The organism is Kiritimatiellia bacterium (genome assembly GCA_018001225.1).
In the GTDB taxonomy this organism is placed as follows: domain Bacteria; phylum Verrucomicrobiota; class Kiritimatiellia; order CAIQIC01; family JAGNIJ01; genus JAGNIJ01.
Genome location: JAGNIJ010000008.1, coordinates 64,404 through 87,782, shown reverse-complemented (window position 1 = coordinate 87,782; position 23,379 = coordinate 64,404). Strand labels below are relative to the sequence as shown.

23 protein-coding genes and 1 tRNA gene are annotated in these 23,379 nt (G+C 67.8%); 13 read left to right on the top strand and 11 right to left on the bottom strand.

The window, feature by feature from the left end:
* Nucleotides 1-46 precede the first annotated feature (46 nt).
* The 5 genes from KA248_04500 to rlmD all read left to right on the top strand — a co-directional run bounded on the left by KA248_04500 (nucleotide 47) and on the right by rlmD (nucleotide 4,273).
* Nucleotides 47-859 (top strand): class I SAM-dependent methyltransferase, encoded by an 813-nt coding sequence (locus KA248_04500; GenBank protein ID MBP7829158.1) that lies wholly within the window; start codon nucleotides 47-49, stop codon nucleotides 857-859.
* 473 nt (nucleotides 860-1,332) lie between these two features.
* The gene (gene crcB / locus KA248_04495; GenBank protein MBP7829157.1) at nucleotides 1,333-1,722 is read left to right on the top strand and encodes a fluoride efflux transporter CrcB; all 390 of its coding nucleotides are present in this window, start codon (nucleotides 1,333-1,335) and stop codon (nucleotides 1,720-1,722) included.
* A 7-nt stretch (nucleotides 1,723-1,729) separates the two neighbouring features.
* Nucleotides 1,730-2,083 carry a DUF190 domain-containing protein gene (locus KA248_04490; GenBank protein ID MBP7829156.1) on the top strand — a complete coding sequence of 118 codons (354 nt, stop codon included), beginning with the start codon at nucleotides 1,730-1,732 and terminating at the stop codon, nucleotides 2,081-2,083.
* The gene (locus KA248_04485) at nucleotides 2,080-2,847 is read left to right on the top strand and encodes a hypothetical protein (GenBank protein MBP7829155.1); all 768 of its coding nucleotides are present in this window, start codon (nucleotides 2,080-2,082) and stop codon (nucleotides 2,845-2,847) included. Before KA248_04490 ends, KA248_04485 begins: the two co-directional genes overlap by 4 nt.
* A complete protein-coding gene (gene rlmD / locus KA248_04480; GenBank protein ID MBP7829154.1) occupies nucleotides 2,831-4,273 on the top strand; it encodes a 23S rRNA (uracil(1939)-C(5))-methyltransferase RlmD in 1,443 nt (480 codons plus the stop codon). The genes KA248_04485 and rlmD overlap by 17 nt, the downstream gene beginning before the upstream one ends.
* A gap of 76 nt (nucleotides 4,274-4,349) precedes the next feature.
* On the opposite strand, the gene KA248_04475 is transcribed toward rlmD, so the two are convergent.
* Nucleotides 4,350-4,760, bottom strand: a complete 411-nt coding sequence (locus tag KA248_04475; protein MBP7829153.1) for a hypothetical protein — start codon at nucleotides 4,758-4,760, stop codon at nucleotides 4,350-4,352.
* 226 nt (nucleotides 4,761-4,986) lie between these two features.
* Here KA248_04475 and gyrB point away from each other — a divergent pair, with 226 nt between their 5' ends.
* Nucleotides 4,987-7,530 (top strand): DNA topoisomerase (ATP-hydrolyzing) subunit B, encoded by a 2,544-nt coding sequence (gene gyrB, locus KA248_04470; GenBank protein ID MBP7829152.1) that lies wholly within the window; start codon nucleotides 4,987-4,989, stop codon nucleotides 7,528-7,530.
* An 87-nt stretch (nucleotides 7,531-7,617) separates the two neighbouring features.
* Complete coding sequence (gene gyrA / locus KA248_04465) at nucleotides 7,618-10,086, top strand: DNA gyrase subunit A (protein MBP7829151.1); 2,469 nt, start codon at nucleotides 7,618-7,620, stop codon at nucleotides 10,084-10,086.
* A gap of 284 nt (nucleotides 10,087-10,370) precedes the next feature.
* Here the strand turns inward: gyrA and KA248_04460 are convergent, their stop codons facing one another.
* Nucleotides 10,371-11,192, bottom strand: coding sequence for a LytTR family transcriptional regulator DNA-binding domain-containing protein (locus KA248_04460; protein MBP7829150.1), 822 nt, complete (start codon nucleotides 11,190-11,192; stop codon nucleotides 10,371-10,373).
* 208 nt (nucleotides 11,193-11,400) lie between these two features.
* On the opposite strand from KA248_04460, the gene KA248_04455 reads away from it, so the two are divergent.
* Nucleotides 11,401-12,225, top strand: coding sequence for a MipA/OmpV family protein (locus tag KA248_04455; GenBank protein MBP7829149.1), 825 nt, complete (start codon nucleotides 11,401-11,403; stop codon nucleotides 12,223-12,225).
* A gap of 99 nt (nucleotides 12,226-12,324) precedes the next feature.
* On the opposite strand, the gene KA248_04450 is transcribed toward KA248_04455, so the two are convergent.
* Nucleotides 12,325-12,948 carry a superoxide dismutase gene (locus tag KA248_04450; protein MBP7829148.1) on the bottom strand — a complete coding sequence of 208 codons (624 nt, stop codon included), beginning with the start codon at nucleotides 12,946-12,948 and terminating at the stop codon, nucleotides 12,325-12,327.
* Between the two features lie 156 nt (nucleotides 12,949-13,104).
* Here KA248_04450 and KA248_04445 point away from each other — a divergent pair, with 156 nt between their 5' ends.
* Nucleotides 13,105-14,481, top strand: coding sequence for an aspartate ammonia-lyase (locus tag KA248_04445; protein MBP7829147.1), 1,377 nt, complete (start codon nucleotides 13,105-13,107; stop codon nucleotides 14,479-14,481).
* 12 nt (nucleotides 14,482-14,493) lie between these two features.
* On the opposite strand, the gene KA248_04440 is transcribed toward KA248_04445, so the two are convergent.
* Nucleotides 14,494-15,471 carry an aminotransferase class IV gene (locus KA248_04440; protein ID MBP7829146.1) on the bottom strand — a complete coding sequence of 326 codons (978 nt, stop codon included), beginning with the start codon at nucleotides 15,469-15,471 and terminating at the stop codon, nucleotides 14,494-14,496.
* Between the two features lie 87 nt (nucleotides 15,472-15,558).
* On the opposite strand from KA248_04440, the gene KA248_04435 reads away from it, so the two are divergent.
* Entirely contained in the window at nucleotides 15,559-16,779 is a 1,221-nt protein-coding gene (locus tag KA248_04435; protein ID MBP7829145.1) for a PP2C family protein-serine/threonine phosphatase, read from the top strand.
* Nucleotides 16,780-16,831: 52 nt separating this feature from the next.
* Here KA248_04435 and KA248_04430 read toward each other — a convergent pair whose 3' ends face one another.
* Complete coding sequence (locus KA248_04430; GenBank protein ID MBP7829144.1) at nucleotides 16,832-17,617, bottom strand: dienelactone hydrolase family protein; 786 nt, start codon at nucleotides 17,615-17,617, stop codon at nucleotides 16,832-16,834.
* 38 nt (nucleotides 17,618-17,655) lie between these two features.
* Complete coding sequence (locus KA248_04425) at nucleotides 17,656-18,705, bottom strand: radical SAM protein (GenBank protein MBP7829143.1); 1,050 nt, start codon at nucleotides 18,703-18,705, stop codon at nucleotides 17,656-17,658.
* Between the two features lie 94 nt (nucleotides 18,706-18,799).
* Here KA248_04425 and KA248_04420 point away from each other — a divergent pair, with 94 nt between their 5' ends.
* The 3 genes from KA248_04420 to KA248_04410 all read left to right on the top strand — a co-directional run bounded on the left by KA248_04420 (nucleotide 18,800) and on the right by KA248_04410 (nucleotide 20,364).
* On the top strand, nucleotides 18,800-19,462 hold the full coding sequence (locus KA248_04420) for a hypothetical protein (protein MBP7829142.1): 663 nt from the start codon (nucleotides 18,800-18,802) through the stop codon (nucleotides 19,460-19,462).
* Nucleotides 19,463-19,490: 28 nt separating this feature from the next.
* Nucleotides 19,491-20,198 carry an FkbM family methyltransferase gene (locus KA248_04415; protein MBP7829141.1) on the top strand — a complete coding sequence of 236 codons (708 nt, stop codon included), beginning with the start codon at nucleotides 19,491-19,493 and terminating at the stop codon, nucleotides 20,196-20,198.
* Nucleotides 20,199-20,287: 89 nt separating this feature from the next.
* Nucleotides 20,288-20,364, top strand: a tRNA-Val gene (locus KA248_04410).
* Nucleotides 20,365-20,388: 24 nt separating this feature from the next.
* Here the strand turns inward: KA248_04410 and obgE are convergent.
* From obgE to gcvH, 5 genes are all read right to left on the bottom strand, one after another.
* Nucleotides 20,389-21,399 (bottom strand): GTPase ObgE, encoded by a 1,011-nt coding sequence (gene obgE, locus KA248_04405; GenBank protein ID MBP7829140.1) that lies wholly within the window; start codon nucleotides 21,397-21,399, stop codon nucleotides 20,389-20,391.
* A 58-nt stretch (nucleotides 21,400-21,457) separates the two neighbouring features.
* A complete protein-coding gene (rpmA, locus tag KA248_04400; protein MBP7829139.1) occupies nucleotides 21,458-21,712 on the bottom strand; it encodes a 50S ribosomal protein L27 in 255 nt (84 codons plus the stop codon).
* Between the two features lie 26 nt (nucleotides 21,713-21,738).
* The gene (gene rplU / locus KA248_04395; GenBank protein ID MBP7829138.1) at nucleotides 21,739-22,062 is read right to left on the bottom strand and encodes a 50S ribosomal protein L21; all 324 of its coding nucleotides are present in this window, start codon (nucleotides 22,060-22,062) and stop codon (nucleotides 21,739-21,741) included.
* A 122-nt stretch (nucleotides 22,063-22,184) separates the two neighbouring features.
* A complete protein-coding gene (gene lipB / locus KA248_04390; GenBank protein MBP7829137.1) occupies nucleotides 22,185-22,853 on the bottom strand; it encodes a lipoyl(octanoyl) transferase LipB in 669 nt (222 codons plus the stop codon).
* Nucleotides 22,853-23,242, bottom strand: a complete 390-nt coding sequence (gcvH, locus tag KA248_04385; protein MBP7829136.1) for a glycine cleavage system protein GcvH — start codon at nucleotides 23,240-23,242, stop codon at nucleotides 22,853-22,855. Before gcvH ends, lipB begins: the two co-directional genes overlap by 1 nt.
* Nucleotides 23,243-23,379: the final 137 nt, after the last annotated feature.

The following is a 23,379-nucleotide window of genomic DNA, read 5'->3' as shown; positions in this document are numbered from 1 at the left end:
CTTCGAGGGCCGCGACGCCCTGCACGGGTGCCCGGGGGTTTTCCCCGTGCGCCGGTGCGTGGCCTGCGGGCTGATCTACCTTAGCCCTCGCCCCGCCGCGGCGGAACGGGCGGCCTTCTATCCGGCCAACTACGAGCCCCATGCCGCGGCGATGGATCGTGGGCGCCGGCGGGACATAGCCCAGCGCGTCGCGCTGATCAAGAAGGTTGGCCCTGCTCCCGGCCGCGTGCTCGACGTCGGCTGCGCGACGGGATGGCTGCTCGAAGCGCTGCGGGGGCGGGGATGGAAAACCTGTGGCGTCGAGCCCGATGCCGACGCGGCGGCCCTGGCGCGGGACCGGCGCGGCCTGGACGTTCACCACGGCACGCTTCGGGAAGCGCGCCTGCCGGACGCCTTCTTCGACCTGGTGTGTTTCTGGCACGTTCTCGAGCACGCGCCCGATCCGCGGGAGACGCTCGCGGAGGCCGCCCGCGTGGCGCGGCCGGGCGGGACGCTGCTCGTGAGCCTGCCGGATCCCGGGAGCGGAATGGCCCGGCGGTTCGGCCGGCACTGGGTCGGGTGGGACGTGCCCCGGCACCTGTGCCTGTTCCCGCGGCGTGTCCTGGCGCGGCTGCTGGTCGAGACCGGCTGGACGGACGTGCGTCTGTTGACGCGCGGCGGGCGCCACTGGTACGTCACCATGAGCCTGCGAAACTGGGCTCGCGAACATCCCTCGGCGTGGAGGAGGTTTCTCGCGCGGGCCGCCGGTTCCTCTCCGGTCAAGATGCTGACCTGGCCCGTCTACATCCTGGCCGAACGGCTGGGCCGCGGTCCGAACCTGCTGGCCATCGCGCGTCGCGCGGCCCCGCGGGAAACATAGGCCTGGTGCCGTGTCCCGAAAGCGAGACACACCGCGCCCTGCGCGGCTGGCCACAAGCTTATTCATCCGGGTTCGCCCCGCGAACTTCGCCGGCCAGTCCGCGAGACACAAGGCCGCCGGTGTTGCGCACTCGAAGCGACGCGGGACGGAGGCGTAATCTCGCGGGGGGGCGCAAATAGAACCATGTCATTTCAAGGACGCTACCCTAGGCCATACTTTGCAAAGTATGGCCTAGGCGTTGAATGGCTTCTAAGGAGCCAGGAAAATCGCCATAACTTATTATTAATCAGTAAAGAATGATAATTTTTAACAGATTATATTGGTGGCCATACTTTGTAAAGTATGGCCTAGGGTACTGTCGCGAATGGCGGAAGCCCATCTCCGAATCATGACCGGCTGGATACGCGCCGCGGACCTCAGCACACATGAAGGAACGTGTACCTTTTTCGTCGTCTGTGGCAGAATAGAAAATCATGCGTATGCTGCTCTCCATGCTGCTGGTCGGCGCGGGCGGGTTCGTCGGCTCGGTCCTGCGCTACGCGCTCACGCTCCTCGCGCAGCGCTATTCCATCTCGTTCCCGCACGGGACGCTGTGGGCGAACCTGCTCGGCTGCGTCGCCATCGGCGCGATCAGCGCGCTGGCCGCGGCGACCGAGGTCTTGAGCCCCGCGGCACGGCTGCTGCTGGCGACAGGGATCTGCGGCGGGTTCACGACGATGTCTTCCTTCATCTACGAGCTGGCCCAGCTCCTGCGCGATAACGAGCTGTGGCTGGCGGCGGGCTACTTCGGCCTGACACTGGGCGGGTGCCTGGCGATGTTCTGGATCGGCGCGCTGGCGGTGAAACTGTGGCTGAAAGCGTAGGGGGATCATGGAACTCAAAGGCGAGGCGAAACTGCTGCGGATTTTCCTGGGCGAGTCGGACAAGGTCCGGCACGCGCCGCTGTACGAGGTCATCGTCAAGGAAGCTCGTGCGGCCGGCCTCGCGGGCGCGACGGCGTGGCGCGGCATCCTGGGCTACGGCCCGACCAGCCGGATTCGTTCGGCCAAGATACTGGACCTCTCCAGCGACCTGCCCGTCGTCATCGAGATCAACGACGACGAGGAGAAGATCAACCGTTTCCTGCCGAAGCTCCACGAACTCTTCGAGGCCGCGCAAAGCGGCGGGCTGATCACCATCGAGAAGGTCCAGGTGATCAAGTACCTGCACGGGAGCCCCTCGTGAAAACCTCCGCGGCCTTTGATCCCCTGTTCGACAGGCCCGAGAACCGCAACCTGCTGGCCATCTGCGCGCGCCGCCTGATCCGCCAGGTCGGACTCGGCGGCATCGCCTGGGGCCTGATCAACGTCGTGTTCGGCGCCCTGGCCATCCGGGAGACATGGCTGGGCGCGGGCGCCCTCGGCCTGGGCGTGCTGATGCTCGGGACCGGGATGTGGGCGCTGGGTCGCCCGTCGCTGGGCATCCTGCTGGCCGAGGCCGTCACCATGGCCCTGCTGCTGGCGTGGAACGTGGCGATCGCGATCCTGGTTTTGCGCGCGTCCGGCGAGATCGAGATCCAGAGCCTGGTCGTGCCTCTGCTTGCCGCGGCGGCCGTCGGGGGCCAGTACGCGCGCTTGCGCCCGCTGCGCGACCTCGTGGCCGCCGTGGATCCGGCGCAGATCAAGTCGACGAAGCAGGTCTGCGCCGCGTTGCGCAAGCTCAAGCTGAAGAACGAACCGGCTGTCGTCGAGACGGCGGACCGGCGCACGCGCGTCCGCCTCCTGCCCGACCGGGCCTTCCTGGTCCAGCACGATCTCCTGCGCGCGTTCATCCTGACCCGCGACGAGGCGGCGGGCGCGATCGCGGACCGGGCCGCCAAGGCCTGGAAGCTGCGCGTCGAGCATCCCCTGGGGGCGGCCACGTTCCGTTTCGACCGGAAGAACACGGAGAAGCTGCGCGTCTGGCTGGGCGGAGCGCCCGACCCGGAGAACCGTGAAGATGTGCTATAACGCCATCGGCATGTCCGCCGGCGGGCTGGAAGAAGCGGCGAGCTTGGGCACGCCGGGCGGATGCGCGGTTCGCTCCGGGCGGACGGGATGCATGATCATGCGTGAACTGGAACTGACGGCCGAGAAAATGGTGGCCGAGGGCCGCGCGCTGGCGCGGCCGGACGGCTTCGTCGTGTTCGTCGAGGGAGCGCTGCCGGGCGAGCGCGTCCGCGCGCGGATCACGCAGCGCAAGAAATCCTTCGCGTTCGCGCAGGCGCTGGAGGTCCTGGAGCCGTCGCCGGACCGGCAGGCCCCGCCGTGCCCGGTGTTCGGCCAGTGCGGCGGCTGCGCGTTCCAGCACATGGCCTACCCGGCCCAGTTGCGCGCCAAGCACCAGATCCTGCTCGAAGCCCTTTACGGCCTGCCCGGCGTGCCGGGGATCGTTGCCGAACCGCTGGGCATGGCGGAGCCTTTTCACTTCCGCAACAAGATGGGCTTCGCGTTCGGCACGGCGGAGGGCCGGCCCGTGCTCGGCCTGCACCGGCGCGGCGACTGGCGCACCGTCGTGCCCGCCGGCACCTGCCTGCTCCAGTCGCCCGAGTCCCGCGAGATCCTCGCCCGGGTCCTGGCCTTTGTGCAGGAACACGGGTTGCCCGTGTACGACGAGGAGAAACAGCAGGGCCTCGTCCGCCACCTGGTGGTCCGGGAGGGCAAGCTCACGGGCGAGCGGATGGTGCACCTGCACGCGGCCGAGCGCCACGCGGCCTTCGACCGGCTGCCCGCCGTCCTCGGCGATCTCGCGACCACCGTGCTCGCCAGCTTTCACACCCTGGTCCCGGAGGCCGCGCCGCCGGGTTCGACCGCGGTCCTGTCCGGCCCGGGGCTGATCCGCGAACGCCTGAACGGGTTCCTTTTCGAGATCGGCCCGGCCACGTTTTTCCAGACCAACACGCGGCAGGGCGAGCGGCTGTTCGGGCTGGTCCGCGATTGGGCAACGGGGTGCAGGCCGGCACGGGCCGTGGACCTCTATGCGGGGACCGGTCCCATCGCGATACACCTGGCCTCCGCCGCGTCGCAAGTGCTTGGCATAGAATCTCATGCGCCGTCCGTGGACGCGGCGTGCCGGAACGTGGAGCTCAACGGCTTGACGAACGTCCGGATGGCCTGCGCCGAGGCCGAGCGGGTGGGCGACACGTTAAGGGGAGAGCGGGCCGACCTGGTCGTCGTGGACCCGCCGCGGCCGGGGCTCCATCCGAAAGCGATGGCGGCCCTGCTGTCCGCCGCGCCGCCGCACTTGATCTACGTGTCTTGCAACCCGGCGACGCTCGCGCGCGACCTGCAGAAACTGATCGAGGCCGGCTACACCCTGGAAGCCGTGCAATCGCTGGACATGTTCCCGCACACGTTCCATATCGAGGCCGTGGCGCGGTTGAAGAAAACGAGGTAGTCCTTTTAAAAAATGCGCCGGGGTCGGTTGTGGAGGATACCGAACCCCGGCGCGGTGGACGCAAACTGTTTCCTGTCTACTGGGCGGAGGGCGCCTCCTCCAGTTGCACGCCGGCCTCCGCGAGCTGTTTGACGTACTTCTCCGGGTCGGCCTTGAAGGTCGACACGCAGGCGTTGCAGCAGAGGTACACGCGCTTGCCGCCATGATCCACGTAGATGGACTTGTTCACCGCGCCGCCCATCACGGGGCACTGGCTCTGGGCCTTCACTTCCGCCCCGGCCCCTCCGGCCGCCTTGACCTCGCCCGCCGCGCACGCCGGCTTCGCTTCGCCCGCGGCGCAACCGGCCTTTGCTTCTCCCGCGGCAGCGACCTTCTCGCCTTCCGTCTTCGCCGCGGCCGAGCCGCCGCAACACGCTCCGCCCGCCCAGGCTGATAGGCCGGCCGCGACGCATCCCGTTGCCACCAGAACTGCTAATTTTTTGCTCATGCCAGGTTCTCCTGTTGCCGGGAAGATACGCCAGGATTCGACCATTTCAACCGCCTCGCGTTGAGCGATATTTTCGCCATTATTATGTCAAGAAATAACGGAGCAGAAAAAGCCTCAATTATGGGCCATATTCCGCGTTTTTTCTCGGATTTGGGCCGTTTTTTTTGTTGCACTGTTACCCCGCTTTTCGATATAGTTCGGAAGCTTTTTCCTGGAGCGATTTTCCATGGCAAAGAAGTCAGTAAAATTACCGTCTGCACCGGCCCCGGAGGAGGACGCCCCGGCGCCCTCCGCGGCGGTCGAAACCGCCGTCGCCGAGGCGCCGGAGCCGGCCCGGCCGGCCGCCGGCGGGGCGAAGTACGACGCGAAGTCCATCACGGTGCTGGGCGGCATGGACGCCGTCCGCAAGCGGCCCGCGATGTACATCGGCGACACGAGTGCGCGCGGCCTGCACCACTGCGTGTTCGAAGTCGTGGACAACAGCGTGGACGAGGCGCTCGCGGGCTACTGCAAGCGCATCGTGGTCACGATGAACTCCGACGGCTCGGTCGGCGTCGTGGACGACGGGCGCGGCATCCCTGTGGACATGCACGCAACGGAGAAGAAGCCCGCGGTCGAGGTGGTGATGACCACGCTGCACGCGGGCGGCAAGTTCGACCACGAGAGCTACAAGGTATCGGGGGGCCTGCACGGCGTCGGCGTCTCCTGCGTGAACGCCTTGAGCGAATGGATGGAGGTCGAGGTCCGCCGCGACGGCAGCGTCTACCACCAGCGCTACGAGCGGGGGGTGGCCACCACGAAACTGGAGACCATCGGCAAGACCAAGTCCTCGGGGACGAAGGTGACCTTTTTTCCCGACCACAAGATCTTCCAGACGCTGGAGTTCAGCTGGGACACCCTGGCCAACCGGCTGCGCGAGCTGGCGTTCCTGAACAAGGGCATCGAGATCACGCTCAAGCAGGAGGAGCCGGCCCGCGAGGAGACGTTCAAGTACAAGGGCGGTATCGTCGAGTTCGTCGAGCACCTGAACAAGAACAAGAACCCGCTGCACCCCAAGGTGGTTTTCTTCGAGAAGGAGAAAGACCGGATCCAGGTCGAGATCGCGCTGCAGTACAGCGACGCCTACAACGAGAACATCTTCACGTACACCAACAACATCCACACGATCGAGGGAGGGACGCACTTGAGCGGGTTCCGCTCGGCCCTGACCCGCGTGATCAACCAGTACGCCAAGGCCAACAAGCTGCTCAAGGGCGACGACGAGACGATGAGCGGGGACGACGTGCGCGAGGGCCTGACGTGCGTCATCAGCGTCAAGGTGCCGGACCCGCAGTTCGAGGGGCAGACGAAGACGAAGCTCGGTAACAGCGAAGTGGAGGGCATCGTCGCCTCGATCGTGAACGAGGAGCTGGGCACGTACTTCGAGGAGCACCCGTCGGTGGCGCGGCGGATCATCGAGAAGGGCGTGCTCGCGGCGCGGGCGCGCGAGGCGGCCCGCAAGGCGCGCGACCTGACGCGCCGCAAGGGCGCGCTGGACAGCGGCGGGCTGCCGGGCAAACTGGCGGACTGCTCCGAGAAGGACCCCGAGCTCTGCGAGCTGTTCATCGTCGAGGGCGACAGCGCCGGCGGCTCGGCCAAGCAGGGCCGCGACCGGCGGTTCCAAGCCATCCTGCCGCTGCGCGGCAAGGTGCTGAACGTCGAGAAGGCCCGCGACGACAAGATGCTGAACAACAACGAAATCCGGACCATGATCACGGCGCTCGGCACCGGGTTCGGCCGCGAGGATTTCAAGATCGAGAACCTGCGCTACAACAAGGTCATCATCATGACCGACGCGGACGTGGACGGCTCGCACATCCGCACGCTCCTGCTGACCTTCTTTTTCCGCAAGATGCAGGCGCTGATCGACCGCGGGAACGTCTTCATCGCCCAGCCGCCGCTCTACAAGGTCAAGCGCAAGAACCGCGAGGAGTACATCGAGAACGACGCGCACATGACGCGCATCCTGCTCGAGCTCGGCATGGAGGACCTGAAGCTGGCGGACGCGAAGGGCAAGGAGTTGTCGAGCGGCAAGCCGCTTTCCGACCTGCTGGACCTGCTGTTCGAAATCGAGACGCACCTGGACCGCATCCGGCGGCGCGGCGTGGACGTGGCGGAGTACCTGCAGCACCGCGATCCGAAGACCGGCCAGCTCCCGCAGTACCGGGTCACGATCGCGGTGGGCGGGGAGCCGGAACATCATTTCGCGTTCACGGAGCCGGAACTGCGGGGCCTGCTGGAGGAGGCGGAGAAGCGGTCCGGCGAGCAGCTGGAGATCTTCGGGGAGGGCGGCGAGGAGGCCAAGAAGAGCCGCGGCCTCCGCTGGACGGAGCTATACTCCGCGCCCGCGCTGGGCAAGCTCCTGGCGACGCTGGAGAAGAAGGGCTTCCAGGTCGGGAACCTGCTGCCGCAGGAGAAGCCGCTGCTGACGCTGAAGAACGGCGACGAGAAGGACCTGCCGCTGTTCTCGCTGCAGGAACTCCTCAACCGAGTCCGCGAGCACGGGAGCAAGGGCTTGAGCATCCAGCGGTTCAAGGGCCTCGGCGAGATGAATCCCGAGCAGCTCTGGGAGACCACCATGAACCCGGAGAAGCGCAAGATGCTCAAGGTCACGCTCGAGGACGCCGTGAAGGCGGACGAGATTTTCACCGTGCTGATGGGCGACGAGGTCGAGCCCCGCCGCCGGTTCATCGAGGACAACGCGCTGAACGTTCGGAACCTGGATATTTAAGAATAAACCGCGGATTACGCGGATGGCGCGGATGGGAAGCGCTCTTTGCATCCGTGGTATCCGCGCAATCCGCGGTCAAGAAATCCTATGTACGATCGAAACGACAGAGTCGACCTGATCAACATCGAAGACGAGATGCAGCGCGCGTACATCGATTACTCGATGAGCGTGATCGTGGGCCGCGCGCTGCCGGACGTCCGCGACGGGATGAAGCCGGGCAACCGGCGCATCCTGTTCGCCATGCGCGAGGGGAGCTGGCTGCACAACCGGCCGTACGTCAAGTGCGCGCGCGTGGTCGGCGACGTGATCGGCAAGTACCATCCCCACGGCGATGCCGCCGTGTACGACACGCTCGTCCGCATGGCCCAGGATTTCTCGATGCGTTACCTGTTGATCGACGGGCAGGGGAACTTCGGCAGCATCGACGGCGACCCGCCCGCGGCCTACCGGTACACGGAATGCCGCCTGGAGCAGCTCGCGGAGGAGATGCTGGCGGACATCGACAAGAACACCGTCGACATGCAGCCGAACTACGACGAGAAGATGCTGGAGCCGAAGGTGTTGCCGGCCCGCATCCCGAACCTGCTCGTCAACGGCAGCACGGGCATCGCCGTCGGCATGGCGACCAACATCCCGCCCCACCACCTCGGCGAGATCGTGGACGCCACCGCCCACCTGATCGACCATCCCGACGCGGCGGTGGCCGACCTGATGAAGTTCGTCAAGGGGCCGGACTTCCCGACGGCGGGCATGCTCTGCGGCACCGCGCAGATCAAATCCATGTACGAGACCGGTCGCGGCCTGCTGAAGATCCGCGGCCACGCCTCGATCGAGGAGGGGCCGCAGGGCAAGGAAAGCATCATCATCCACGACCTGCCCTACACGGTGAACAAGGCCTCGCTGATCGAAAACCTGGCCGACCTGGTCAACGACAAGAAGATCGAGGGCATCTCGGACATCCGCGACGAGTCGGACAAGGACGGCATCCGCGTGGTGATCGAGACCAAGCGCGGGGCGATCCCGAAGGTCATCCTCAACAACATCTACCAGCACACGCAGCTCGAATCCACGTTCGGCGCGATCATGCTGGCCATCGACCGCGGCCGCCCGCGCGTGATGAACCTGAAGGACATGATCCAGTGCTTCATCGCGCACCGGTTCGAGGTCGTCACCCGCCGCGCGAAGTTCGACCTGGAAAAGGCCGAGGCCCGCGCGCACATCCTCGAGGGCCTCAAGATCGCGCTCGACCACTTGGACGCCGTGGTCAAGACCATCCGCGAGTCCAAGGACCGCGACGGGGCGCGGGCGCGCCTGATGGAGCGGTTCAAGCTCTCGGAGATCCAGGCCAACGCGATCCTCGAGATGCGGCTCTACCAGCTGACCAACCTCGAGCGGGCGAAGATCGACGCGGAGTACGAGGAGATCATCAAGCTGATCAACTACCTGCGCGACCTGCTGGCGAACGAGCGCAAGATCTACGGCGTGATCAAGGACGACCTGCTGGAGATGAAGAAGCTCTACGGCGACGAGCGCCGGACGGACATCGTGCCGGACGAGGGCGAGATCGCCGTCGAGGATCTGATCGCCGACCGCGGGTGCGTGATCACGATCAGCCACACGGGCTACATCAAGCGCGTACCGGTGGCCACCTTCAAGCAGCAGCGGCGCGGGGGCAAGGGCGTGGTGGGGATGGACACGAAGGAGGAGGACTACGTCGAGCACGTCTTCACGGCCTCCACCCACGATTACATGCTCTTCTTCACCGCCAAGGGGCGGGTGTACTGGAAGAAGGTCTACGAAATTCCCGAGGGCGGGCGCACGACCCGCGGCAAGGCGATCGTCAACTTCCTGGAAATCGGGTCCGACGAGAAGATCGCCGCGTGCATCCCGGTGCGCGAGTTCCCGGAGAGCCAGTTCCTCGTCTTCGCCACGGCGGCCGGGATCGTGAAGAAGACCACCCTCGCGGCCTTCGGCAACCCGCGCGCGGGCGGAATCATCGCCATCGCCATCGAGGAGGGCGACACGCTGGTCGGCGTGCGGCTGACGAACGGGCAGAACGAGCTGATCCTCGTGACCCGCCGGGGCATGAGCATCCGGTTCAACGAGGGGCAGTTGCGCGACCAGGGGCGCGGCACCGTGGGCGTTTACGGCATCCGGCTGGGCAAGGACGACCGGGTCGAGAACATCGAGGTCGTCGAGCCCAACGCCACGCTGATGTGCATCTCCGAGAACGGCTACGGCAAGCGCACGGCGTTCGACGAGTACCCGGACCAGAACCGCGGCGGCAAGGGCGTGATCACCATGAAGACGTCCGAGCGCAACGGCCTGGTCGTGGGGGCGCACGCGGTCCGCGAGAGCGACGCGCTGATGCTGATCACCGAGCAGGGCCAGATGATCCGGATCCCGGTCAGTGACGTCCGCGTCATCAGCCGCAACACCCAGGGCGTGCGGCTGATCAACCTCTCCGAGGGCGACAAGCTGGTCTCCGCGACGACCGTCGAGCCCGAGGACGAGATTCCGGAGGCCGAAGCGCCCGCGGAGCCGCCGCCGGCTTGATGATTCCATGAGCGCACACTGCGGGAGCGGTGTGCCACGCCGCACTCCCGTGCTGCGCGGACAGGAAGTTTCATCCTTCAATGATCCGGCCACCGCCGGGGGCCCAACTGATACCAAATCCGGGTGAATGCGGGTAGATTTCGGGCTCGCAGGAACTCGCCCCTCCATGATTCCTGCCACTGGAGGGCGGAGCTCTGCGACGCCGTTCGTACCGCCTCTCACCCGTACCTGGTATGATTCGGAACAGGCGCTGCCGGGATGCGGGCCGCAGGGCCGATCCACGGTCAACGGAGTCGCCCGAGTCGCGCCTTCAAGTCCTTGACCTTGGACCGGCTGACCGGCACCGCCGCGCCGTCGCTCATCGTCAGTGTCGCGAGTCGTCCGCGGGTTTTGAACTCCTTCACGTGAGCCAGGTTCGCCCAGTAGGACCGGTGCGTTTGGACCCCCATGTCCGGCGGCAGTTCGAGGATGGCGTCACGCAGCGTGTAGAGAATCAGGCTCTGGCCTTTGATCGTCGCCACGCGGAGGTAATGCCACTCCGACTTCATGTGGATCGGCTCGCCGCGCAGTGCCGCGGGGATCAGGCCCAGGAAGAACGGGGCCGCGGATGGAGAGGCTGGCGGCGCCGCAGGAGGATCGGGCGGCGCGGCGGGCGGGGCGACCACCTCCCGGCGGAACGAGTACCCGAGCCGAAAAGGCGCGTTGACGGCGACCCACGTGAAGGCGACGGGCACCAGCACGGCGCCAAGCTCATCCAGCCATCCGGCAAGATGAGAATGCCCGGGGCTTGGCCCATCGCCCAGAAGCAGGTCGATACCATACGCGACCGGTGAAAACAGAAAGGCCCCGAGGCCTCCTGAAGCCAGGAGCTTCAGCCATGGGTTCAGGCGATCGAAAGCGGACGACCGATGCAGCGCCAGATGGGCCACGATGCAGAGGGCCATGGGAATCATCGCCTGCGCCAGCCACTGGAGCAGCGCCGGGATGTGTCCGCGGTCGGCGGTTCCTTCCGGACGGAGGGCGGCGAAGAGGATTCCGAGCGCGATCGACACGCCAAGGAAGTATTTCCAGGGGGACAGGTCGCCAACGCGGAACACAGCGCTCATGCGCGGAACGTATCCAAAATCCTCGTGATGCGCACACAGAAAAGGAGCTTTACCGGACGGCCTGCCGCCCGTTCGTGCAAAAGTCCGTCCCGTTCGTGCAAAAGCCCTGGAGGCCGCATGTTCCAGTGCTATCGTGTCGCGTGCGCGCAAGGTGCCGCACAGGGGAATACAGCAAAAAAAAAGGAAAGGCGAGATGACCATGCAGGACATCAAGAAAGTAGGCGCGATGGTGCTGGGGCTGGCGACCGGCGTAACCGCCTTGGCACAGCAGGCCCAGGAAGTCGAAGCCCTGGTGCCTTTGCCTTCGGTGCTTGATTTCACGCGGGGCGGCGGGTGGGGCGTGGCCCTCGGCGCGGGCATCGAATACGAAGCCGCCTACGACGGCTCCGACGAGTACGAGGTCGAGCTGGATCCGGCCGGCGCCGTCCAGTGGCGAACCGGCCACCATCTGCTGTTCTGGGAGGGGATGGAACTCGGTTGGCGCGGCCGACTCGCTGACGTGTGGCTGGTTCAGGCGGGGGCGCGATATGAGGATGGGCTTGAACCTGACGACTCGGAGGACGGGGCGCTCGATGGATTGGAAGAGCGCGATTCGCATCTCGTCGGATTCCTGGAAACGCGCCGCAGCCTCGGCGAAGAGTGGAGAAATTGGATCGCCGGCCGTGTGATGGGAGGAGAAAGCGGGTTCGGATGGCTGGGCATTCTCGCCGCCGGACACCGGTTTGGAGACCAACTCGACGGCCGTGGGACCGAGGTCTACGTTTTCTCGACCTTCGGCACGGATGATTTCATCAACAAGGACTTCGGAATTTCGGCAGAGGATGCCGAAGCGTCGGGCCTGGCCGAGACGGAACTGGACGGCGGATATCGCTCGACAGGCATCAACCTGATTTACCGGCGCTATATTACCGACCACATACACGTGATCGCGGCGGCCGAGGCGGAACTCTACAGCAGCGATATCGGGGACAGTCCGATTGCCCGCGACGATTATGAGGCCGGATTGGAATTGTCCGCCGTCTGGCATTTTTGAATGCCATGGCGAACAAGAAGGTCGCGCTGGCCGGCGACCCGCGGCGCGGGCGCTCCGCGCACGGGAGGCCGTCGCGGCGGAGCGCGACGGCCACCCTCGTTACCGCGCGGCGACGTAGAGCGATTCCACCTTTTCCCAGTTCACGACGTTCCACCAGGCGGCGATGTAGTCCGCGCGGCGGTTCTGGTATTTCAGGTAGTACGCGTGCTCCCAGACGTCGAGGCCGAGGACCGGCGCGCCGGGGCATTCCGAGACGCCCTTCATCGTCGGGTTGTCCTGGTTCGGCGACGAGCAGACGCACAGCTTGCCGTCCTTGACACAGAGCCAGGCCCAGCCGGAGCCGAAGCGGCCCACGGCGGCCTTGCCGAATTGCTCCTTCAGCGAGTCGAAACTGCCGAACGCGGCGTCGATCGCCTTCGCGACGGTGCCGACCGGCTTGCCGGAACTCTTCGGCGCCATCCACTGCCAGAACAGGCTGTGGTTCCAGTGCCCGCCGCCGTTGTTGCGCACGGCCGCACGGATGTCCTCGGGGACCTTCGCCAGGTCGCTCAGCAGGGCCTCGAGGCTTTTCCCCTGGAGCTCGGGATGCTTCTCGAGCGCGGCGTTCAGGTTGTTGACGTAGGCCGCGTGGTGCTTGCCGTGGTGGATTTCCATCGTGCGGGCGTCCACGTGCGGCTCCAGCGCGTCGAGCGAGTACGGCAGTTTCGGCAGTTCGTGGGGCATGGTTTCAGCCTTTCTTTGTTATCCCGCGTAACCCGCGGGAGTATGAATATAGGACACCTTGCGTGTTTTTCCAGAGGGACGCCGCCGTTTGCGATTTGACCGCCGTCCCTGTTTCGGTACCATCGCGCGAACAAGATAAAACGGAGCAAAGACACGATGAGAGTGGAGAAGGATTCCCTGGGCGAGAAGGAAGTGCCGGACGAGGCCTGGTACGGCATCCACACGGCGCGATCGCTGGACAATTTCGACATCGCCGGGGAGCCGGTGCCCCTGGAAATCATCCGCGGGCTGATCAAGCTCAAATGGGCGACGGCCACGGCGAACGCCGCGCTGGGCATGCTGCCGGCGGAGAAGGCCAGCGCCATCAAGGCGGCATGCCTGCGCGCGCTGAAGGGGGAATTCGACGGGGAGTTCAGGGTGGATGTATTCCAGGCCGGGTCGGGGACCTCCTCGAACATGAACGTCAACGAGGTCATCGCCAACGTCGCCAACGAAAGCCTGGGGGGAAAGCGCGGGGACCGGCAGCCGATCCACCCGCACGACGACGTCAACCTGGGCACCTCGACGAACAACGCCTTCCCGTCGGCGGTCAAGATCGCGCTGGTTGAAAAGGCCTCGGAGCTGCTCTTGAGCCTCCGCCGCCTGACCGAGGAAATGCGCGGGAAGGAGAAGGAATTCGGCGACGTGTTCAAGAGCGGCCGCACGCACCTGCAGGACGCCGTGCCGATCACGCTGGGACAGGAATTCGGCGCGTGGGCGCGCGCCCTGGAAAAGGACGTGCGCCGCGTCGAGTCCGCGCGCCTGAAGCTCCGGGAGCTCGGGGTCGGCGGCAACGCGATCGGCACGGGAGTGAACACCAAGCGGGATTTCAGGCCCTTCATGATCCGCGCGCTCGGCACGTTCACGGGCGAGGTGTACGAGGGCGCGGAGAACGGCATCGAGGCCACCCAGTTCCTTACCGACCTGGCCGAGTATTCATCCGCGCTGAAGCTGCTGGCCCTGGACGTCGGCAAGGTTTGCAACGACCTGCGCCTGCTGGCCTCGGGCCCCGCCACGGGGTTCGACGAGATCGTCCTGCCGTCGCTGGAGCCGGGCTCCTCGATCATGCCCGGCAAGATCAATCCCAGCGCCTGCGAGGCGGTCAACATGGTATGCCTGCAGATCCTGGGGCTGGACGCCGCCGTGGCGGCCGCCTGCGGCGCGGGGCAACTGGAGCTGAACACGCACATGCCCCTGATCGGGTTCAATCTCCTGCGCGCCACGCGCTACCTCGAGCGCGGCTGCGCCCTGCTGGACGAGAAATGCGTGCGCGGCATCCGGGCGAACCGCGAGGTGTGCGCCCGCTATTTCGAGCACAGCCTGGGCCTCGCGACCGTGCTGAACCCCAAGCTGGGCTATGACCGCGTCGCCGAGCTGGTCAAGGAATCGCGGGCGACGGGCAAGACGCTGCGCCAGCTCGTGCTGGAGAAGCAGATTCTCACGGAAGAGCAGTTCAACGAGATCCTCCGGGGCAGCACCGGGCCGAACCTGTAACCGGCGCGCAGGTCAGAACACCGGCGTGCGCAGGGCCGCGTTGTGGAGGATGTCCTCCGCCAGCCGCGCGGCGAGGGCGCGGCCCACCGGCCCGGGCTTTCCGTCGCCCACCGGCCTTCCGTCGAACTCGACCACCGAGGTGACGTCGGGCGTGGTGCCGAAGATAAGCATCTCGGCGGCCTCCCGGGCGGCGGCATAGGGGATGTCCGTTTCCTCCACGGCGGAGAGCAGGCCGCCGGCGATCAGCGGGCGGGCCAGTTCCAGGACGCGATGCGCCGTGGTCCCGGGCAGGATCCGCTCGGGGCGGGGCACCTGCAGCCGGCGCCCGCGCGTGACGAGGCCCGCGTTCTCCGTCGCGCCCTCCGCCAGGTGGTCCTTCTCGTCGAAGGAAAGGGTGAAGTCCACGCGGGCGTCCAGGGCCTCCATCTTCATCAGGACGTTGGGCAGGTAGTTCACGCTCTTAAGATGGGAGAAGGGCGGGGTGCGAGGCACGATGGAACTCCGGATCGCGCGGGCCCCGCCGGGGTGCAGGGCCATGAACGAGCCGGGGTAGGCGTAGGCGACGATGTAGAGGGCCGGTTCCGGGCATTCCGCCGGGCTGATGCCGAAGCCGCCGGGCCCGCGCGAGACGAGGATCCGGACGAGGGCCTCCGGCCGGCCGCCGGCGTGGACGGTCTGGACGGCGAGGTCCGCGAGGTCGGCGGACGACCAGGGCACAGGCAGGCGGATCCGCCCGGCTGAAAGCCGAAGACGGGTCAGGTGCGCTTCCAGGTTGTACAGCGCGCTGCCGATGCACTTCAGGGTTTCAAAGATGCCGTCGCCCCGGTGCACCATGTGATCGTCCGCCGGCACCAGCATCAGGGCCGGGTCCGTGACGATCCCGCCGGCGACGCTGGAATACATGGCGAAGTAGTGCGGCGGGCCGGTCCGCCGGCACCGGTCCAGGGCGGCCGGGAAGTCGGCCGGGCCGATCAGGGGGATGGGCTTCATGCAAGAGGAGTAGCCGCGCCGTCCGCGGGAAGCAAACGAAAAACGGGTTTGTGCGCGGGGAGGCGGTGGCATAAGATTCCCGCGATTATGAAATACCGGAAAGAGCTGGCGAAGCGGGTATGGTGGGCGGCGGTGGCGCCGGGCTGGCTGGCGCTCCTCCTGCTGGCCTCGATCGGCAGCCTGCTGGCCCTGCGCGGGACGGGAGCGGACCCGGCCGCGTTCCTGGTCCTTCCGCTCCTCCTGGCCGCGGGCGTGCTGGTCGCGGGCGCGGCCTGGACCCTGCTCTGCCTGCGCCTGTTCCGGCGGTTCTACGGCGACGAGCAGCGGGAGATCCTCCAGGCGGGGAACTGGGCGCTCAACCGCGCCATGGGCCGCCGCATCCCGGCCGACGAACTCCCGGCGCCGGGCGAGGCGTCGGCGGTCGAGCAGAACCTCGACGACTGGCTCAAGGGCATGGTCGAGGAAATGCGCCAGCGCCAGGAGGCGGCGTCCCTGGAGTTGCAGCGCGACCTGGACCTCGCGCGCGACTTCCAGCTGGCGTACATGGACCGGCCGTATCCCGCCGTTCCGGCGGTCCACGTCCCCGGCCACCTGCGCCTGTCCTTCGCGCACCGCTACCAACCGGCCTCCGCCCTCGGCGGCGACTTCTACAACATCCTGACCTTGGCCTCCGATTGCGCCGGCATCTTTATCGCCGACGTCATGGGCCACGGCACCCGCAGCGCCCTCATCACGGCCATCATCCGGACCCTGATCGACGATCTCACGCCGCAGGGCCGCAACGCCCGCCATTTCGTCAAGGAGCTCAACAAGCAGTTCTGCGGGCTCCTGACGAACATCCCCGGCACGCAGTTCGCCTCCGCCTTCTACTTCGTGGCCGATACCACCTCGCGCGTGGCGACGTTCGCCTCCGCCGGCCACCCGGCGCCGATCTACGCGCACCGCGGCCTCGGACGGCTGCACCGCCTCGACGTTCCCATGCCCCGCGGCGCGGCCATCGGGGTCATCCCGCAGGAGGACTACACGGCGGGCCATTGCCGGCTCAACGACGGCGACCTCTTCGTCTTCTTCACCGACGGCCTGTTCGAGGCGCATAACGCCGCCGGCGAGGAGTTCGGCATCCAGCGGATGGAGAAGGTTCTCATGAAGCAGATGTACCAGCCGGCCCGCACCGTCGTGGACAGCCTGATGGACGCCGTGCTCGCCTTCGTCGGCAACGAGCCCGTCGCGGACGACATCTGCCTGGTCGCCGTCGAGGTCAGCGACAAGGCCGTGGACAAGCCGGGCCCGGCGCCCGTCGCAAAGTAAGAAGTGTATTCCCTGTAGCGGCGGCTCTATGAGCCGCCCTTTCCCGGCGGCCTCACCGCCGCAGCACTTCGTCCAAAAACGATCGCATGGCCGCCCAGGATCGCCGGTCGGCCTTCTCATGGTACGCGGCGCCCCGCGAGGGATCGTTTCCCGCCCCGGGATCGCTGAACGCGTGGACCGCGCCCCCGTAGGCCACGAACTGCCAATCCACGCCCGCGTCCCGCATTTCCTTCTCGAAGGCGGCGACCTCCTCCGGCGGCACGTGGGGATCGTCCGCGCCGTGCAGGACCAGCACCGCGCCGCGGATCTGCCGCGCGTCGGCCGGGTCCGGCGTGGCCAGGCCGCCGTGGAAACTGACGACGCCGGCCAGCGGCGCGCCGCCGCGGGCCAGTTCGAGGACCACCATGCCGCCGAAACAATACCCGATCGCCGCCAGCGGCCGGCCCGCGCAGAGATCCTCGCCGGCGAGCGCGTCCAGCGCGGCCCGCGCGCGCTCGCGCATCAGGGGCCGGTCGGCCTTGTACGCCGCCGACAGCTTCCCGGCCTCCGCGGGACCCTGGGGCCGCACGCCTTTCCCGTAGAGGTCCAGTGCGAAGGCCGCGTACCCGAGCGCCGCCAGTTCGCGCGCGCGCCGCTGTTCGTACTCCCCCAGGCCCATCCAGGCGTGGGCGACGAGCACGCCCGGGCGCGGCCCGGAGACGGCATCGTCCCAGGCGAGGTAGCCCTCCATCACGGTGTCGCCGGCCCGGTATTCCACCGGGCGGGTCTGGATTTCGGCATGGGCCGGGACCCAGGACAGGCCCAGCAGAAGGAGCAGTATCGGCAGTCGGTGTCTCATGGTTTTCTCCCCCGGGCCGCGCGGCCCGGAAAAGAAACCTACGGCATATCCGCCGTTCCGCAACCCGCCAGCATGCCGCAGGCGGCGTGGATGTCCGCGCCGCCGCTGTACCGGCGCGCGACGGGCATGCCGAGGTGCCTGCGCAACGCGTCGCGGAACGCGCCGAGTTCCGCGGCGGACGGCGGCCGGAACCGGCCGGAGGGATCGTTCACGTCGATCAGGTCGAGCTTGGCCGGCAGGCCGCGGAGGAGCGCCGCCAGTTGCCGCGCGTCCTCCCCGCCCGTGTTGACTCCGGAGATCATCGTCCAGGCCAGCGTTACCCGCCGGCCCGTGGCGGCGTGGTACTCCCGCAGCGCAGCCACGAGTTGGCCGAGCGGATGGGCGCGCTCCACGGGCATCAGCTCGCCGCGCCGCGCCGGGTCCGCGCAGGTCAGCGATACCAGGAGGCGGTAGGGATGCCCCTCCGCCGTGAAGCGCCGGATCGCGGGGGCGATGCCCGCCGTGCCGATCGTGATGGCCTTCGCCGCGATCGCCGGGCCGCACGGCTCGGAGAGGATGCGCGCCGCGGCGAGGACGGCGTCGTAGTTCAGCAGCGGCTCGCCCATGCCCATGAACACGACGCCGCGCACGGGATGGGGCGAGTCGTCGCGGATGTGGAGCACCTGGTCGACGATCTCCCACGGCGCCAGGTCCCGGACGAACCCGGCGCGGCCCGTGGCGCAGAACGCGCAGCCCAGCGCGCATCCGACCTGCGAGCTGACGCAGACGACGTACTTCGGATCGTCCGGCCGGTGGAGCAGCGGGATGCGCACCGCCTCGAAGGGTTCCGGCCCGGCGCCGCGGAACAGGTATTTCGCGAACCCGTCGAGGGGGGAGACCTTCTTTTCAATCCGCGCCACGCGGGGGAGTTCGGTCCGGGCGCGCGCGGCGTTGAGCATGGCGGCCGGCAGGCCCGGCGCCGGGTCGGGGAAGACGCCGCGCCGGAGGACGGCGGCCTGGATGCGGCGCGCCGCCGAGGGCGTGACGCCCTCGCGCTCCAGGAGGGCGTGGAGTTCCCCGGCGGTCTGGTTCTTCAGCAGGACGCGCATGCGGGGCCCACTGTAAGACCGCGGCCCGGCGAAATCCAGCGCCGCCGCGTTTGAAGGCTTGTCGGGCTTTTTACCGGGTGGCATATTTCGCGCCATGGACGGCCCCGGAGAAGAGAGCGGCCCGGCACAGCGCCGCGACGAGCACGAGTTGAGCCTCGTCGCCCGGAGCGCCCAGTGCATCCTCTGGCACGCCGAGGTCGAGGACCACGGCGGCCGGGAACTGGTCTGGAAGATGCGGGTGTTCGCGGAGGAGCGCGGCGAATTCGTGGACATCTCGGAAATCGGAGAGAACTTTCGCATCCATGCCTGGTACTTCGGCCGGGGCGGCGAGCAGGCGCTGCGCATGGGCGAGTTCGCCACCGGGCAGATCCGTTCGGGGGCGGGCGAGTACCGGCAGGAATTCATGTGCGCGGCCCGCGACGGCTCGACGCTCTGGTTCCAGGAGGACACGCGCATCGTGAAGCTCGGGGAGAGGCAGTGGCACCTCTACGGCGTCTGCATGGACATCACCCGGCGCAAGAAGGCCGAGCAGGAGCGCGAGCGGCTGCTCGGCGAGCTCCAGGCCGCCCTCGCGGACGTCCGGCAGCTGCGCGGCATGCTGCCGATCTGCGCCAACTGCAAGAAAATCCGCGACGACGCCGGGTACTGGGAGCAGATCGAGAGCTACATGCGCGACCGCATCCACGTCGAGTTCAGCCATTCCATCTGCCCGGAGTGCGAGAAGAAGCTGTATCCCGACCTGGGCGGCGGGCCCTGATCGTCTCCCGCGGGGAGCGACGCCATCGATGTTGAAACAAGCGCTTCAACGCCTGCTTCCGGCGGGGGCCTCCCGCGCGCTGGCGGAATTCAAGGCCATGCTCTTCGACGACTACGCGCGGGTTTCGTACGCCCAGGAGGGGGAGGACCTGATCCTCGCGGAACTGCTCCGCGGGGTCGACCGCGGATTCTACGTGGACATCGGCGCGCACCATCCCCGGCGTTTTTCCAACACCTACTATTTTTACCGGCGCGGCTGGCGCGGTGTCAACGTGGATGCCCGGCCCGGCGGCATGGCGGCCTTCCGGCGCTGGCGACCGCGCGATATCAACGTGGAGGCGGCCGTCGGGCGCGGGCGGTCGGCGGCCGTGTATCACCAGTTTCGCGATGCCGCGTTGAACACCCTCGATCCCGACCTCGCCCGCTGGCAGGCCGGGAAACGGGGAGAGCCGTTCCGGACGGTCGCCGTGACCACCCAGCCGCTGGCGGACGTCCTGCGGGCGCACCTGCCGCCCGCGCAGGGGATCGACTTCCTGTCCGTCGACGTGGAGGGCCTGGAACTGGAGGTGCTGGAATCCAACGACTGGAGCCGGTTTCGGCCCGGCGTGATCGTGACGGAAAGCCTGCACGCGCACGTGGCCGACCGCTCGCCGGAGCCCGTCCGGCGGCTCCTGGCCGGCCAGGGGTACCGCCCCGTGGCGGGCACCCTCCGCGCCGTGTTCTATCGGCTCGGTTAAGTCGCGCAACCCGGACGGGTGGCTTCCCGCGCCCGCTGTATTTCCGCTTGAAACCCGGACGGGAACCGGACAAAGTACGCTAGTTTCCCGGGCGTTTAGCTCAGTTGGTTAGAGCGCGTGCCTCACATGCACGAGGTCACTGGTTCGAGTCCAGTAACGCCCACCATCCGCCACCCTCGGCCGGCCCGGGCTACGAGCCCGCGGCGGTCTTCCAGCGGCGAAGGATTTCCTGCTTCAGTTTTTCGATGCCCTCGCCCGTGGCGGCGGAGATCGGGATCGGCCTGGTCTTCGTGCGCTTCCGGAAGGCCTTCAACCGTTCCGCGGCCTCGGGCAGGTCCATCTTGTTCGCCGCGACCAGGGCGGGACGGCGGGCGAGGTCGGCGTTGTACAGTTCCAGCTCGCGCCGCAGGCCGTCCCAGTCGTCCGACGGATCGCGGCCGTCCACGCCCGCCATGTCCACGACGAACACGAGCAGCTTCGTCCGCTCGATGTGCCGCAGGAAGTCGTGGCCGAGCCCGACGCCCCGGTGCGCGCCGTCGATCAGCCCCGGGATGTCGGCGATGCGCAGGCGCCCGGCGTCGCCGGTCTCCAGCGTGCCGATGACGGGGTGCAGCGTGGTGAAGGGGTAGGCGGCCACTTTCGGGCGCGCGGCGGTCAGGGCGCGCAGGAGCGTGGACTTCCCGGCGTTGGGATAGCCGACGAGCCCGATGTCCGCGATGGTCTTCAACTCCAGCCGCAGGACGAACTGCTCGCCCGGCGTGCCGGGCGTGCATTCGCGCGGCGCGCGGTGCGACGACGTGGCGAAGTGCATGTTGCCCAGCCCGCCGCGCCCGCCGCGCGCGACGACCAGTTCCTGCCCGTCGGCCAGCAGCTCGCCGACCAGCGTCCCGTCCTCCTCGATCCGGACCAGCGTCCCCGGCGGCACGTTCACGCGCCGGTCGCGCCCGTCGCGGCCGGTGCACTGCTTGCCGCGGCCGGGCCCGGCGTGCTCGGCCCGGCGGTGCGGCTCGTAGTAGAGGTCGAGCAGCGAGTCCACGTTCTTGTCCGCCCGCAGGATCACGCTGCCGCCGCGGCCTCCGTCCCCGCCGTCCGGCCCGCCGCGCGGGATGTACTTCTCGCGCCGGAACGAGGCGCAGCCGTTCCCGCCGTGGCCGGCGTAGACGTAAAGCCGCACGCGGTCGATGAAGGTGATGGATTTCATTACGAAACAAGGCGAGCCCGGGGCTCGCCTTGTCGAAACGGACGGGAACGCGAGGCCGTCAGGTCGCCGCCGCGAGGCGGACGTTGACGCGCTTGCCGTTCCGGTCGTACTGGACCACGCCGGGCTTCAGCGCGAAGAGGCTGAAATCCCGGCCCATGCCGACGTTCTCGCCGGCCGTGACCCGGGTCCCGAGCTGGCGGACCAGGATGCTGCCGGCCGTCACGGCCTGGCCCCCGAACACCTTCACGCCGCGCCGCTGCCCCTGGCTGTCGCGCCCGTTTCGACTGCTGCCGCCTGCCTTCTTATGTGCCATGGACCTTCCCTCCAGCGCCGCCCGGCTTACGGGGCGTTGATCGCTTCAATCTTGAGTTCGGTGAGTGTTTGCCGGTGGCCGATTTTCTTCCGGTAGCCCTTGCGGCGCTTTTTCTTGAACGACACGACCTTGTCGGCGCGGAGCTCGCTCGCGACGGTCGCCGTCACCGAGGCGCCCTCGATGACCGGCGCGCCGATCACGGTGGCCGCCTGCCCGCTGCACAGCGCCAGGACGGGCGCGAGGGAGATCTTCTCGCCGGCCTTGGCCGCGAGCCGTTCCACCTGGACGACCTCGCCCGGCCGGACCAGGTATTGCTTCCCGCCTGTTTCCACTACGGCATACGCATCCATGAAGAGCCTCTTTTCAGGGTTCCGCCGGCCGCAACGGGCCGTCCGGGACAACTCTTTTCCATACAAGGGCGCACAGGATAGGCCAGCCCCCCGGGCCTGTCAAGCCGGGGGATGGGCTCTTTTTACGGGGGCGGGACGCCGGCGCGGATCGACAGGGGCCGCTGGAAGACCGCGCCGAAATGGAAGGCCATGCGGTCGCGGACGGCGGGAAGGTCCGGCCCGCGCCCGCCCAGCAGGGCCCGGAGCGAGGTCACGGGCTCGCGCAGCCCGCAGGGGACGATGGTCTGGAAGCCGGCCAGGTCGGGATCGACGTTGAAGCTCATGCCGTGCATCGTGACCCACCGCCGGATGCGGAACCCGATGGCCGCCAGCTTGCCGGCGTCGGTCCAGATGCCGTTCAAGCCCGCGCGCCGCCGGGCCGCGACCCCGAAATCCGCCGCCGTACGCAGTCCCACCTCCTCGAGATTGAAGAGGTAGCCGTGGGCGTCGGCTTCGCGCGCGCCGAGCTTCAGGATCGGGTACATCACGAGCTGGCCCGGCCCGTGGTAGGTCACGTCCCCGCCGCGGCTCGCGGGGGCCAGCTCGATGCCGCGCGCGGCGAGTTCCTCCCGCGACAGCTTCAGGTGGGCCGTGCGCCCGCGCGCGCCGAGCGTGACCACGGGCGTATGCTCCAGGAAGAGGACGGTATCCGGGATGGCGTCGCGCGCCCGCGCGTCGGCGAGCCGCTCCTGGAGCGCCACGCCCTCGGCGAACGGCAACGGGCGGTCCAGGAAGAAGGCGTGGGCGAACATCAGTCTTCCGAGCCGGGCAGCAGCTCTTCGTACTGGTCGGGGTCGAGCAGCGTCTCGAAATCCGCGTCGGCGGCCAGGCGCATCTTGAAGAGCCAGCCCTCGCCGTACGGGTCGCGGTTGATGATCTCGGGGCGATCCGGGAGCGCGGGGTTGACTTCCGTGATGACGCCGTCGCACGGCGCGTAGATGTCCGAGGCGGCCTTGACGGATTCCACGACGGCCACTTCGTCGCCGGCGCCGACCTCGTCGCCCGCCTCCGGCAACTCCACGTAGGTCAGATCGGAAAGCTGGTGCTGGGCGAAATCCGTGATGCCGACGGTCAGCACGCCGCCGGCCAGGCGGGCCCATTCGTGGGTCCGGGTATAACGCAGTTCGCGGGGCACACTCATGTTGAATCCTCCGGTTGGCGCCGTGGCAAGGTCATTAAAGCCGCTTCTATACCATCCGACCGAGGGCTGACAAGCCCGTTTGCGGCCGGCGCCGCCGTCCGCCCTCGGGCTGAACAGCAGGCTCGTAGCGCCTGCTG